The following is a 13,941-nucleotide window of genomic DNA, read 5'->3' as shown; positions in this document are numbered from 1 at the left end:
AGGGATCCGACCCCGGCTTCTTCAGCTGCGGCGGAGCCGCTGGCGGTAGCCGAACAGGTCCATGCTCCACAGCAGCAGCGCACCCAGCAGGGCCGGCAGCACGCTGAGCACGGACAGCATCACCAGGAATGACACTGGCAATGCCATGCGGACGGGCTTGCCCCGGCGCAGCTGGTAGCGGATCCACGCTGTTGTCAGCACGGTCCAGGCCAGCAGCCAGCACAGCGGTGCCAGCCACAGCGAAGGCGAGGGCACCCACAGGTAGACGGCGGTACCGGCCGCTGCGATGGCAGCGCAGGCGACCGGCAGCGTCAGCCAACGCAGCCGGGAAGGTGGCAGGGACGGTTCTTCAGGGGCGCTCTGCCAGACGAACAGATGACGCAGGCCAATGGCCAGCAGAGTGCCGAGCAGTGGCGCCAGCGCTGCCGTACCCAGCACGATTGCCTTGCGCTGCTCCTCCGACTGGTAGGGCAGCAGCATGCTGGCGATCTCGGTGGTGGCCAGCGCGATGAAGGCCACCAACGTCAACACCAGGCTTGCCAAGAGTGCACGCAGCAATGACAGTTGTGCCGCATTGAGGTGGGTGACATCGCTGGCGCCGGTCCAGAAACTGGCTTGGCCCGGATCGATGCCGGGCGGTACGGGGCGGTCTTCCTGGCAGCCGAGTACGTCCATCAACGCTGCGGCCTGGCGCGGCACGCGCAGCGGCAGCGCGGACATCAGGTTGTGCAGGTGCGAACGCGGTTCGCGTAGCTGTTTGAGGCGGCTGGCAGCGTCATCGTGGCTGGTCCAGCGTCCGCCACGCGCCTCCATCTGCTGGGCCAGCATGTCGATCTGCGCGGGCAGCTGCAGCCAGTCCTGCCAGGCGTGTTCGGCCAGCTCGCGCAGTTCGCCTGGTGACAGGTCACAGTCCGCTTCGTCCCAGCCGAAGGCCTGGTAAAGCGCCGCTGCTGCGGACAGGTTCATGGGGGCCTGCCGCGCGCGCAGCGCCTGCAGCACCCTGGCACTGGCTTCATCGCGCTCGTCCAGGGACCACTGGCTGCGCAGGCCCTGGAGGTATACCGCGAAAGACTGCGGGTCGGTGGCTTTGGCGCGCTCCAGCAGGTCCGTCCAGTGGCTCATGGGGTTGCCTCATGTGGGGACAGCAGGTTTGAACGATCACGGTCTGCATTGCCCGGGGAGCCGGAAGGCGCCCCGCGGAGGATGGCGATGGTGGCCAGCAGGGCGCACGCCAGAAGCAGTGCCAGAGCCACCGTTCGCCAGGTGAAGCGCCTGCGGGACGGCACGGAACTGTGCAGGGCGTCGCATGCGGCCGCCCAAAACATGACCTGCCTGCGCTGCAATGGGGGCGGGGGCGACACGTGCGCCATGACAGGCAAGCTGACCAGGTAATGCAGCGTTCCATGCATCTCGCGCCGTGTGCGCGCGGATAGCGCTTGGACGCGCGCGCGCAGTGGGCGCCAGGGTCCACTGAGCCGGGCGACACGAATGCGGGCCTGCGCCACCGAAACCGGCGCATCCTCGCAATGCATGTAACGGGCGAGTGCGGCCTCGTTGCCTGGCACCAGCAACCAGCACACGTGCATGCTGCGGCCGAGGGAGGCCATGTCGTAGCACTCGCGGATATTGTCCCGGTCATACCAATGGAAACGGTCGGCCAGCTGCTCGAAGTTCGCCTGCGGGAACGGCGTGGTGCCCTTCATCAGCCGTTGCCAGGTTGCCAGCTTCACCGCGCCGGCATCCGCAGGTGCCGGCAGTTCCGGGGACTGCTGCAGCCAGGCTGCGAAGTCTGCCGGATCGCGCTGCTGCCCGTTGCGGACGATGCGGTCGGCAAGCGCCTCGGCGGCGGATGGCCCTGTTACTGCGGTTTCATAATTCATGCGTCGTGATTCCTTGCGGCTTGCCACGCAGGATCTCCGCTGCTGAGCTGTGCGTAGCGGGCACGTTCACAGAACTGCCCCATCGGCGCGTTTCACGCCGATCAGCGAATGCGTGGTGCCCAGATCGATTCCTGCGATCATCGATCCTTCCCTGGTATCCGTGCCTGATTCTAGCCAGCATCGGTGCCCCCAACCATCGGCCGTTGCCCCATCCGGCCCCAGCGGCTATGGTCCCGGGCTGTTCTGTCGTACCGGATTGCCCCATGTCACCACGCAAAGCCCTTCCCACCGCCCTGGCCCTGGGCCTGACCCTCGCCGCCGGTGCCCACGCCGATGAAGGCATGTGGATGCCGACCCAGCTGCCGGAGCTGGCCAAGCCGCTGCAGGCCGCAGGCTTCAAGGGCAATCCGGCCGACCTGGCCAATGTCACCGCACCGCCGCTGAGCGCGGTGGTGCGTGCCGGTGGCGGCACCGGCTCGTTCGTATCGTCGGACGGCCTGCTGCTGACCAACCACCACGTGGCGATGGGCGTGATCCAGTACAACAGCTCGCCCGAGCACGACCTGATCAATGGTGGCTTCATCGCCAGGGACCGCGCCGACGAGCGCCCGGCCAACCCGGACTTCCGCGTGCTGGTCACCGTCGGCTTCGACAAGGTGACCGACCAGGTGCTGGCGCAGGCGCGTGGCAAGACCGGCCGTGCCTACTTCGATGCGGTGGATGCGGCCAGCAAGCAGATCGTGGCCGAGTGCGAGAAGGACGGCAGCGTGCGCTGCTCGGTGGCCAACATGTACTACGGCACCGATTTCTACCGCATTGCCCAGCTGGAGCTGAGCGACGTGCGATTGGTCTACGCGCCGCCGCGTGCGATCGGCAACTATGGCGATGAAATCGACAACTTCATGTGGCCGCGCCATACCGGCGACTTCACCCTGCTGCGCGCCTATGTCGGCAAGGACGGCAAGCCGGCCGCGTACAGCAAGGACAACGTGCCCTACCAGGCGCCGGCGCACCTGCAGATGTCGGTGGAAGGCCCGAAGGAAGGTGACTACGCGATGCTGGCCGGTTACCCGGGGATCACCTATCGCCACCGTACCGCGGCCGAATTCGCTGGCCAGATCGATACCGTGCTGCCGCGCCGCGTATCGGTGTTCCAGCAGATGATCGACACCATCGAGGCCGCCAGCGCCAAGGACGCGCAGGCGCGCACCCGCTACGCCTCGCAGCTGCAGTCGCTGAAGAACAACCGCAAGCGCGCTGCGGGTGAGCTGGAAGGCCTGCTGCGCAGCGACGCCAAGGCCCAGCGTGCCGCCGACGAGACGGCGATGCTGGCTGCCACCGACCGCAAGTACCAGGGCGATATCAAGGCGCTGCTGGCCAACCTGTCGCAGGGCGCGGCGGTGGGCGAACGTGACCTGCTGCTGGACCAGATGGCCGCACAGAGCCAGCTGCTGCGCTCGGCGCTGCTGCTGGAACGCCTGCGTATCGAATCTGCCAAGCCGGACGCGCAGCGCGAGAGTGGTTTCCAGCAGCGCGACCAGGCGATGATCGAAGGCGTGCTCAAGCAGGTCCAGCGCCGCTACGCGCCGGAGGTCGAGAAGGCGCTGCTGACCACCCTGCTGACCCGTTACCAGCAGCTGCCGGACGCGCAGCGCGTGGCCGAGTTCGATACGGCCTTCGGCCGTACCCCGGAGCAGCTGGCGAAGGCACTGGACACCCTGTACGCCGGCACCCAGCTGGGTGAAGAGGCACAGCGCCTATCCCGTTTCGCTGCTGCGCGCGAAGGCAAGGCGCTGGCCGCCGATCCGCTGATCACCGTGGCCGCCCCGCTGGTGGCCGCGCAGCTGCGCATCGAGAACGAAAGCAAGACCCGCGAAGGCGAGCAGCTGCGCCTGCGCCCGGCCTACATGCAGGCGCTGTTCGCCTGGCGTGCCAAGCAGGGCCGCGCGGTGTACCCGGATGCCAACCGCACCCTGCGCATCAGCTACGGCAAGGTCGAAGCGCTGCATCCGCGCGACGGCGTGACCTACTCGCCGGTGACCACCGTGGCCGGCATCGTCGAGAAGAACACCAACGCCTATCCGTTCGATGCGCCGAAGCCGCTGCTGGCCGCGATCGGCAAGGGTGACTTCGGCAGCACCGCCGACCCGGCGCTGAAGACCCAGACGGTCAACTTCCTGACCAACTTGGATACCACCGGCGGCAACTCCGGCTCGCCGGTGCTCAACGCCAAGGGCGAACTGATCGGCCTGAACTTCGACAGCAACTGGGAATCGGTCAGCGCCAGCTGGTGGTTCGACCCGCGCTACAAGCGCGCCGTGCACGTGGACATGCGCTACCTGCGCTGGCTGCTGGCCAAGGTCTACCCGGCGCCCGAGCTGCTGAAGGAAATGGGCGTGCCGGCCCAATAAGAAGCCGGCCACGACCAACGGTCGTGGCCCGCACCGCGTAGGCCCCCACCTTGGTGGGGGTGGTTGCCCCCAACGAGCCCGCACCCCCGGCCATGCCTGGCCTACACTGCGGGTTCTTCCGACGGAAACGCGCGCGTGGTCTCCAGCTGGATCCTGCTGCTGGTCTCGGTTGCCTATGCTGCGCTGCTGTTCGGCGTGGCGTGGTGGGGTGACCGTCGGCCGATGTACCCCGACCGGCCGTGGCTGCGGCCGGTGGTCTACAGCCTGGCACTGGCCGTGTACTGCTCGTCGTGGACGTTCTACGGCGCGGTCGGCACCGCCGTGCGCAACGGCGTGGGCTACCTGCCGATCTACATCGGCCCGCTGCTGCTGCTGTTGTTCGGCTGGCGCATCATCGAGCGCCTGGCGCTGATCGCGCGCAGCCAGAACGTGGTGTCCATCGCCGACTTCATCTCTTCGCGCTTCGGCCGCTCGCGGCGGCTGGCGGCGCTGGTGGCGATCATCGCGCTGATCGGCATCATTCCGTACCTGGCCCTGCAGTACAAAGCGGTGGCGATGAGCCTGCAGGTGCTGACCGGCAACACCGGCCCGACCGGCTTCTTCACCGATCCCGCGCTGTACGTGGCGCTGCTGATGGCGTTGTTCGCCACCCTGTTCGGTACCCGCCAGGTCGATGCCACCGAGCACCACCACGGCATGATGCTGGCGATCGCCTTCGAATCGGTGATCAAGCTGCTGGCCATGCTGGCCGTGGGCGTGTTCGCCTACCTGTGGCTGAGCAACCGCACCGACGCGGTGGTCGAGTCGGTGCATACGCTGTTCACCGGCCTGCCGCCGGTGGGCTTCATCTCGCAGACCCTGCTCAGCTTCTTGGCCATCATCTGCCTGCCACGCCAGTTCCACGTGGCCGTGGTCGAGTGCGGTGACGTGCGCGACGTACGCCGCGCGCGCTGGATGTTCGGTGGCTACCTGGTACTGATCTCGGGCATGGTGCTGCCGATCGCCACCGCCGGCGTGACCCTGTTCGGCACCGGCGGCAGCGTCGCCGACGACTCGATGGTGCTGGCCCTGCCGCTGGCCGAAGGCCGCAACGCGCTGGCGCTGATCGCCTATGTGGGCGGCTTCTCCGCTGCCACCGGCATGGTCATCGTCTCGTCCATTGCGCTGGCCACCATGGTCAGCAACGACCTGGTGATGCCGGTGCTGCTGCGTCGCAGTGGCGACCATCAGGAAGCCGCCGACGTTGCCTCGCGCGTGCTGTGGATCCGCCGCCTGGCGATTCTGCTGCTGGCGCTGATGGCGTACAGCTACTACCGCACCAGCAGCAACGACAGCACGCTGGCCTCGTATGGCCTGATGGCGTTCGCAGCGGTGGCGCAGTTTGCGCCGGGCCTGATCGGCGGCCTGTACTGGCGCGGTGCCAGCCGGCGCGGCGTCGAGGTGGGCATGCTGCTCGGCTTTGCCACCTGGCTGTACACCCTGCTGCTGCCGGCGATGACGATGGCCGGCTGGGTCGATGCTGGCTGGGTGCAGCACGGCCCGTTCGGCATCGAGTGGCTGCGCCCGCAGCAGCTGTTCGGCATGACCGGCTGGGACCCGCTGACCCATGGCACGTTCTGGTCGCTGCTGGTCAATGCGGCGACGATGATGCTGGTGTCCGCACGCTGGCGGCCCGGTGTGGACGAGCGGCTGCGCGCCGCGCCGTTCCTCGACCCGTATGCCGAGCGCCCGTCGGTGGCCGGTGGCTGGCCCGGTCATGTGCACGTGGGCGACCTGCTGGCACTGGCCTCGCGCGTAGTGGGTGAACGCCATGCGCGACGTTCGTTCTTCGAACAGGCGCAGTCACTGGGCCGTGAGCTGCAATCCTCGGCACCTGCCGACCGTCCGTGGGTGCAGTTCACCGAGCGCCTGCTGGCCGCCTCGATCGGTGCGGCATCGGCGCGCCTGCTGCTGACCAGCCTGCTGCGTGGCTCGGGCATGGACCTGGGCGAAGTGGTGGCGGTGCTGGACGAAGCGGGGCAGGAGCTGCGCTTCAACCGCGAGATCCTGTCGACCACGCTGGAGAACATCAGCGCCGGGGTCAGCGTGGTCGACCCGGACATGCGACTGACCGCTTGGAACCGGCGTTACCAGGACATGTTCGGCTACCCCGACGGCATGCTCTACGTGGGCCGCCCGGTGGCCGACCTGATCCGCTACAACGCCGAGCGCGGCGAGCTGGGCGAGGGCGATATCGAGGTGCAGATCAACCGCCGCATCGGCTACATGCGCGCCGGTTCACCGCACGTGTTCGAGCGCACCCGCAGCGACGGCAAGGTGATCGAGATGCGCGGCCAGGCACTGCCCGGTGGCGGCTACGTGACCAGCTACAACGACATCACCGACTACAAGCACGCGGAAAAAGCACTGTTGGAGGCCAACGAGACGCTGGAGCAGCGCGTGGCCGAGCGCTCGCATGAGGCCGAGGTCGCGCAGCAGTCGAAGACCCGCTTCCTGGCGGCGATCAGCCATGACGTGCTGCAGCCACTGAACGCCGCACGCCTGTTCGCTTCTGCGCTGCGCGACAGCGATCACGTGAGCGATGAGCAGAAGCACCTGGCCGAGCGTGTGGATGCGTCGTTGCGTGCGGCCGAAGAGCTGCTCGATGGCCTGCTGGATGTGTCGCGGCTGGATGCCGGCGGCCTGCATCCGGTGATCGGCGAGTTCGACGTGAGCGCGTTGATGCGTGAGCTGGCCGCGCAGTACACCCCGGTCGCGGCTGGCCGCGGCCTGCGCCTGGACCTGTTCGCACGCCCTGCGTGGGTGCGCAGTGACCGCCGCCTGCTGCGCCGCGTGCTGCAGAACTTCCTGGCCAATGCGCTGCGCTACACCCGCCAGGGCCGCATCGTGCTGGCCGTGCGCCAACGCGGCGATGAAGTGGAACTGCAGGTGTGGGATACCGGCCCCGGCATTCCCGAGCACCACATGCGGCAGATCTTCGACGAGTTCCACCGCTACCAGCAGCCGTTCGACTGGGGTGAACAGGGGCTGGGCCTGGGCTTGTCGATCTGCCAGCGCATCTCGCGCCTGCTCGACCATCGCCTCAATGCGCGCAGCCGGGTCGGCAAGGGATCGATGTTCTCGATCATCCTGCCGCGGGTCGCACCGCTGCCGGGCTACACCGAACTGGCCGCGCCGGTACAGGCCGTCGCTGCGCCAGTACGCAGCGATTCGCTGGCGGGCCTGCGTGTGCTGTGCGTGGACAACGACGAGGAGATCCTCGACGGCATGCGCGCACTGCTCGGCCGTTGGCAGGTGCAGGTGATCACTGCGGCCACCGTCGACCAGGCGCTGGAGAAGATCGCCGAGCGCCCGCAGGTGATGCTGGTGGATTACCACCTGCACGACCGCATGGACGGCCTGGATGCGCTGGTAGCGCTGCGCGAGGCGGCCGGTTACCCGCTGCCGGGCGCACTGCTGACCGCCGATGGCCGCGACGAGCTGAAGCGGATGGCGCGCGAACGCGGCTACCGCGTGCTGACCAAGCCGATCAAGCCGGCCTCGCTGCGCGCCTTCCTCGGCGCGCTGCGCGACGCTCAGTAGTGCCGGCCGCTGGCCGGCAACCACGCAATCGCTCGCTCTCGGCGTTTTACCCCAGGCCGTGCAGGTGTTCGTACAGGATCGTCGCGCCGATGATCACCAGGATCACGCCGCCGATGATCTCGGCACGCTTGCCGACCATGCTGCCCAGCACGCGGCCGAGCATGATGCCGGCGGTGACCATGGTCAGCGTGCACAGGCCGATGACCGCTGCCATCACGCCGATATGCACGTCCATGAAAGCCAGGCCGATGCCCACCGCCATCGCGTCGATGCTGGTGGCGAAACCGGTCAGCGCCAGCTTCCAGAAGCCGTGGTGCTGCGAGGGGTCTTCGTCTTCGTCGGCACTGTCCGGGCGCAGGCCGTTGTAGATCATGTGGATGCCCAGCGCGCCGAGCAGGCCGAACGCGATCCAGTGGTCGAAGGCTTCGACATACTGCAGGGCGGCGCGGCCGAGCAGCCAGCCGATGATGGGCGTGATCGCCTCGATGACGCCGAAGATGATGCCGGCACGCAGTGCGTCGCGGAACACCGGCTTGCGCATGGCCGCGCCCTTGCCGATTGCAGCGGCGAAGGCATCGGTGGACATGGCAAAGCCGATCAGGAGGATCGAAATGGGGGACATGGGCGGCGGCTGAGGTCGGGCTAGGACGGACGCACGGCCTGCGCTCGCGCCCAACCTGACGTTGCGCGCGCGGGCCGCTGGTCTCGCCAACCATCATGGTTGTCCACGCCACGGCGCACTGGCCGAGTATGTTGACGTGGACGATTCCTGCGTAGGAATCCGGCTACTCCCCAAGGGGACGCGCAGCTTAGCATCGCGATTCACGCGCGGCGCATTTCCAGCGAAACGCGCAGGCAGGGCTGGTTTGTATAGCGATGGCTATATCGAGAGCGCAGCCGTGCCTGGTAGTGCCGGCCGCTGGCCGGCAGGTGCACCATCAAAAGCGTGCCAAGCAAGCTTGGCACCTACCGGAGCAGTGCCTGATGGTGCTGGGCCATGCCTGGAGGCCTGGGACCATCCGGACAGCCTTCGCGAACGAAAGCGATCAACGTGCGGATACTTTCGATTCTGTTGAGGGCAGGGTGAGAGGTTGCTCATCGGCTGGGCGGGTCATTGAACTGATCTGGAACTGACACCAGTCACGCATGATCTGCAGATTCGAGACCCGCTGCGGATCGTCCTCCCCGCTGGGCCCCACTGCACGAATGCGCAATGCAGCGATGCTTCTCTCGAGATCGTCGACATGGGTGAACAACTGCTCATTGGCTGCATATTCAAGATCGGCGAAGAGCCGCTGGTACCTTGAATAGCCGAGATCGGGCATGAACCTGCCACTCACGCGCCAGGATTCATATCGGAAGCGCTGGACTACACCAATCTTCAAGCCGTCGGTATCGATCAGTGTCCAGGTGTCCATCGTTCCGGGCGGGAAGTTGGAACGTCCAGCTTGAGACCGAATCCATCATCCCGCCAGAGCTGATTGCGTCATCGGCGGGGCTGGGCAAAAGTGCCAAGCAAGCTTGGCACCTACCGAAGCGATTTCAGGCGGCTTCAGGCCAATGCCGGCCAGCGGCCGGCACTACCTTCAGTCTTCTTCCGGCGGCAGCACGATGGCGTCGTCGTCGATCGCCAGCTTGCCGGCCATCAGCACGGCCTGGGTGCGGTTGGTCACGCCCAGCTTGCGCAGGATGGCGGTGACGTGGGCCTTGATCGTCGCTTCGGAGACGTTGAGGTCGTAGGCGATCTGCTTGTTCAAGCGGCCGGCGCCGAGCATCTGCAAAACGCGGAACTGCTGCGGGGTCAGCTCGCGCAGGCGCTGGCCGACTTCGCGTTCCTCGCTGCCGGTGGGCGGCACGTTGTGCGCTTCCGGCGGTGCCCAGGTCTCACCATCGAGGATGGTGCCCAGTGCGTGGCCGATGGTGTCCGAATCCGCAGACTTCGGAATGAAGCCCAGCGCGCCGTGGTCGAGCGCTCGGCGCATCACCGTGGCTTCTTCGCGCGCGGACACCACGACCACCGGCAGCTGCGGATGCAGCGAGCGCATGTGCACCAGCGCGTTGAAACCCTGCGCACCGGGCATGTTGAGGTCCATCAGGACCAGGTCGGCGTCGTTGTGCTGGTCGGCCAGCGCGTACAGCGCTTCCACGCTGTCGGCTTCGAACAGCTGCACGCCGGGGATGACCCGCTGTACCGCCCCACGCAGGGCTTCGCGGAACAGCGGGTGGTCATCGGCAATCAGGAGGGTGGTCATGGGTCGAGCTTATCGATCAGGAAAAAGAGCGACGTGATGGCAGGTGCAGGACGGGTCGGACACGGCCGGGTCCCTCCTCCCGGCCACGTCCCTGGCGCGTCCTGCGCCTGCGGTCACGCCATCAGCGCACCTTGCGCTCGTCCACCAGCGACGCCACCACCGACGGATCGGCCAGGGTCGAGGTGTCGCCGAGCTGGTCCGGCGCGTTCTCGGCGATCTTGCGCAGGATGCGGCGCATGATCTTGCCCGAGCGGGTCTTCGGCAGGCCCGGCGCCCACTGCAGGTGGTCCGGCGTGGCGATCGGGCCGATCTCCTTGCGCACCCAGGCGACCAGCTCCTTCTGCAGCTCATCGCTCGGTGCTTCTTCGGCCACCAGGGTGACGTAGGCGTAGATGCCCTGGCCCTTCACGTCGTGCGGGAAGCCGACCACGGCCGCTTCGGCCACCTTCGGGTGCGAGACCAGAGCGCTTTCCACTTCGGCGGTGCCGATGCGGTGGCCGGACACGTTGATCACATCGTCCACGCGGCCGGTGATCCAGTAGTAGCCGTCTTCGTCGCGGCGGCAACCGTCGCCGGTGAAGTAGCTGCCCGGGTAGGTGCGGAAATACGTATCGATGAAACGCTGGTGGTCGCCGTACACCGTGCGCATCTGGCCCGGCCAGGAATCGCGGATGATCAGGTTGCCCTCGGTTGGGCCGTCCTGGATCTCGCCATCGGCATTGACCAGCGCCGGCTGCACGCCGAAGAAGGGCAGGGTGGCCGAGCCCGGCTTGAGGTCCATCGCGCCGGCCAGCGGCGAGATCAGGATGCCGCCGGTCTCGGTCTGCCACCAGGTATCGACGATCGGGCAGCGACTGTCGCCGACCACCTCGTAGTACCAGCGCCAGGCTTCCGGGTTGATCGGTTCGCCGACGCTGCCGAGCAGGCGCAGCGACGCGCGCGAGGTCTTCTTCACCGGCTCCTCGCCTTCGCGCATCAGTGCGCGGATGGCGGTCGGGGCGGTGTAGAAAATGCTCACCTTGTGCTTGTCGATGACGTTCCAGAAGCGCGAGGTGTCCGGGTAGTTCGGCACGCCTTCGAACATCAGTGAGGTCGCGCCGTTGGCCAACGGGCCGTACACGATGTAGCTGTGGCCGGTGACCCAGCCGACGTCGGCGGTGCACCAGTAGATGTCGTCCTCGCGCAGGTCGAACACCGCTTCATGGGTGTAGGCCGCGTACAGCAGGTAGCCGCCGGTGGTGTGCAGCACGCCCTTCGGCTTGCCGGTGGAACCGGAGGTGTAGAGGATGAACAGCGGGTCTTCCGCGTTCATGCGTTCCGGTTCGCAGGTAGCCGGCTGGCTGTCCACCACATCGTGGAACCAGCGATCGCGCGGCGCCTGCATGTCCACCGCGCCACCGGTGTGACGCACTACCAGCACGGTTTCAACCGTGTTCGTGCCGGGCAGCTTCAGCGCGGCATCGACGTTGGCCTTCAGCGGAATTTTTCGACCACCGCGCAGACCCTCGTCTGCGGTGATGATCAGCTTGCTCTGGCAGTCGCTGACGCGGTCGGCGATCGAGTTCGGTGCGAAGCCACCGAACACCACCGAGTGGATCGCACCGATGCGTGCGCAGGCCAGCATGGCCACGGCGGCGTCGACGATCATCGGCAGGTAGATGGTGACCCGATCGCCCTTCTTGACCCCGAGGTTGCGCAGCGCGTTGCCGAGGCGGCAGGTGCGCTCGTACAGCTCGCGATAGGTCACGTGCTGCGCCGGTGCGTCCGGGCCGTCCGGCTCGAACAGCAGGGCGGTCTTGTCGCCACGCTTCTCCAGCTGGCGGTCCAGGCAGTTCACGCTGGCATTGAGCTCGCCATCTTCGAACCACTTGATGTGGAAATCGGACAGGTCGTAGCTGACGTTCTTGATCTTCGTCGGCTTGCGCATCCACTCCAGGCGCTCGGCGGCCTTGCCCCAGAAACCATCCGGGTCGGTCACCGAAGCCTGGTACTGCTGTTCGTACGACGTCTTGTCGATGCGTGCCTTGGCGGCGAACTGCGGATCGACGGGGTAGATATCAGCCATGGCACCCTCACTTGCACGTTGACTTTGTATGTGCGGTCGCAGCATCGCAGCGACCGATCCCCTTCAGTTTGCCCCATCCACCCCCGGCCGCGTCACCACTCTGGTTAGACCATGGTCGAAAGTGAGCGCCCAGCAGGGCCGGGTTCGACCAATGGCGAATAGCCGCTATACATAATCGCCCCGCAGTCTCGGCTCGACCGTGCCCCACGCGCGGCATCACCTTGCCACTTGGGAGAGAGGGCAACATGAGCCACCGTACGTTGAAAGCCGTGCGCAAACCTTTGGCGGCCTGCCTGTTGGTCGCCCTGGTCGCACCGGGCATGGCGTTCGCTGAGACCGCCAAAGAGAAAGCGCTGGAAGCACGCGTTGCCGAACTGGAACGCCAGGTCCAGCTGCTGCTGTCTTCGCAGCAACAACAACAGACCCAGATCAGCCAGACCCAGCAGGCGGTGACCGAAGTCCGCACGGTGCAGGCCGAGCAGAAGCCGGTCGCCTCGGTGCCGGCGGGCAAGCAGCCGATCCAGGTCACCACCATCACCCCGGGCGCCGCACCGGGTACCACGGTCAAGATCGGCGGCTTCATCAAGGCCGATTTCCTCGCCACCCAGACCAGCGATGGCCAGCTGGCCGACGACGCCACCGGCCGCTCGCTGTACCTGCCAGGCCAGACCCCGGTGGAAGGCGCCGGCGGCAGCGGCAGGCGCTCGGGCACCGATTTCAACGCCCACGCCAAGTTCTCGCGCTTCAACCTGGGCATCGACAACGTGAGCGAATCGGGCAACAAGGCCGGTGCGTTCTTCGAGATGGACTTCTTCGGCAATTCGCTGGGCAACCAGACCGCGACCAATACCTACGGTGTGACCCTGCGCCACGCCTACATGTACTGGAACAACTGGATGGCCGGCCAGACCTGGTCCAACTTCATGGATGCGGCCGCACTGCCGGAAGCGGTCGACTTCGTCGGCCCCACCGACGGCGTGATCTTCGTGCGCCAGGCCCAGGTGCGCTACACCCAGGGTGGCTTCAGCGTCGCGCTGGAAAACCCGGAAACCACCACCCTCACCGGTACCCGCCACCCGGTCACCGGCGCCTGGACCAACGCCAGCGCCAACTCCGATCGTGGCAGCCTGCCTGATCTGACCATGCGCTATGGCTGGAAGGGCAACTGGGGCACCTTCGGCGTCGGCGGCATCGTCCGTCAGCTGAAGGTCGACAACCAGGCCACCGGCGCCAAGGCCGACAAGGTGGCCGGCGGCCTGACCCTGGGCGGCAAGTGGGTGATGGGCGACAGCGATTCGCTGCACTACCAGCTGACCGGCGGCGAAGGCATCGCCCGCTACATCGGCCTGGGCATCACCGCCGACAGTGCCTACGACGTTGCCCGCGACGAGCTCAACCCGACCGGCGTGCTTGCCGGCTACGTGGGCTGGCGGCATGCGTTCTCGCCGAAGCTGCGCACCAACCTGATCTACGCGCGCAGCGACTACGACAACGACAGCATCCTCGGCCCGCTGGTGACCAAGAGCGTGCAGAGCATCCGCGGCAACATCTTCTATTCGCCGCTGCCCAAGGTCGATATCGGCGCCGAGCTGATGTACGGCCGCCGCGAAGTGGAGAACGGCAACAAGGGTGACATCACCCGATTGCAGTTCACCACGAAGTACAGCTTCTAAGAGCGTGCCGGCCAGCGGCCGGCACCTACCGAGATGGGGTGCCGGCCAAGGTCGGCATCTACCGAGATGGGGTGCCGG

The 13,941-nt window shown here is 66.8% G+C and carries 9 protein-coding genes and 1 riboswitch; of the genes, 3 read left to right on the top strand and 6 right to left on the bottom strand.

Annotation, left to right across the window (positions count from 1 at the left end):
- Positions 1-21: 21 nt before the first annotated feature.
- Positions 22-1,122, bottom strand: coding sequence for a hypothetical protein (locus tag MG068_RS20655; RefSeq protein ID WP_132811055.1), 1,101 nt, complete (start codon positions 1,120-1,122; stop codon positions 22-24).
- Positions 1,119-1,880 carry a hypothetical protein gene (locus MG068_RS20650; RefSeq protein WP_132811054.1) on the bottom strand — a complete coding sequence of 254 codons (762 nt, stop codon included), beginning with the start codon at positions 1,878-1,880 and terminating at the stop codon, positions 1,119-1,121. Before MG068_RS20650 ends, MG068_RS20655 begins: the two co-directional genes overlap by 4 nt.
- 263 nt (positions 1,881-2,143) lie before the next feature.
- Between MG068_RS20650 and MG068_RS20645 the strand changes: the two genes are divergently transcribed.
- Together MG068_RS20645 and MG068_RS20640 are read left to right on the top strand one after the other, a co-directional pair.
- Positions 2,144-4,291 carry a S46 family peptidase gene (locus MG068_RS20645; protein WP_132811053.1) on the top strand — a complete coding sequence of 716 codons (2,148 nt, stop codon included), beginning with the start codon at positions 2,144-2,146 and terminating at the stop codon, positions 4,289-4,291.
- 135 nt (positions 4,292-4,426) lie between these two features.
- Positions 4,427-7,873 carry a hybrid sensor histidine kinase/response regulator gene (locus tag MG068_RS20640; RefSeq protein ID WP_132811052.1) on the top strand — a complete coding sequence of 1,149 codons (3,447 nt, stop codon included), beginning with the start codon at positions 4,427-4,429 and terminating at the stop codon, positions 7,871-7,873.
- 46 nt (positions 7,874-7,919) lie between these two features.
- On the opposite strand, the gene MG068_RS20635 is transcribed toward MG068_RS20640, so the two are convergent.
- From MG068_RS20635 to acs, 4 genes are all read right to left on the bottom strand, one after another.
- Positions 7,920-8,495, bottom strand: a complete 576-nt coding sequence (locus MG068_RS20635; RefSeq protein WP_107433447.1) for a manganese efflux pump MntP — start codon at positions 8,493-8,495, stop codon at positions 7,920-7,922.
- Between the two features lie 88 nt (positions 8,496-8,583).
- Positions 8,584-8,673: riboswitch (yybP-ykoY riboswitch) on the bottom strand.
- Positions 8,674-8,919: 246 nt separating this feature from the next.
- Complete coding sequence (locus MG068_RS20630; RefSeq protein WP_132811051.1) at positions 8,920-9,291, bottom strand: hypothetical protein; 372 nt, start codon at positions 9,289-9,291, stop codon at positions 8,920-8,922.
- Positions 9,292-9,459: 168 nt separating this feature from the next.
- The gene (locus MG068_RS20625) at positions 9,460-10,125 is read right to left on the bottom strand and encodes a response regulator transcription factor (protein ID WP_005420420.1); all 666 of its coding nucleotides are present in this window, start codon (positions 10,123-10,125) and stop codon (positions 9,460-9,462) included.
- 121 nt (positions 10,126-10,246) lie between these two features.
- Complete coding sequence (gene acs, locus MG068_RS20620; protein ID WP_032128463.1) at positions 10,247-12,190, bottom strand: acetate--CoA ligase; 1,944 nt, start codon at positions 12,188-12,190, stop codon at positions 10,247-10,249.
- Between the two features lie 245 nt (positions 12,191-12,435).
- Here acs and MG068_RS20615 point away from each other — a divergent pair, with 245 nt between their 5' ends.
- Positions 12,436-13,863: a DcaP family trimeric outer membrane transporter gene (locus tag MG068_RS20615; RefSeq protein ID WP_132811050.1), complete on the top strand. Its 1,428-nt coding sequence runs from the start codon at positions 12,436-12,438 to the stop codon at positions 13,861-13,863.
- Positions 13,864-13,941: the final 78 nt, after the last annotated feature.

The organism is Stenotrophomonas sp. ASS1 (assembly GCF_004346925.1).
Lineage (GTDB): Bacteria > Pseudomonadota > Gammaproteobacteria > Xanthomonadales > Xanthomonadaceae > Stenotrophomonas > Stenotrophomonas maltophilia_A.
Note: the sequence above shows the minus strand (reverse complement) of the source record. Positions and strands in the feature narration are given on the sequence as shown.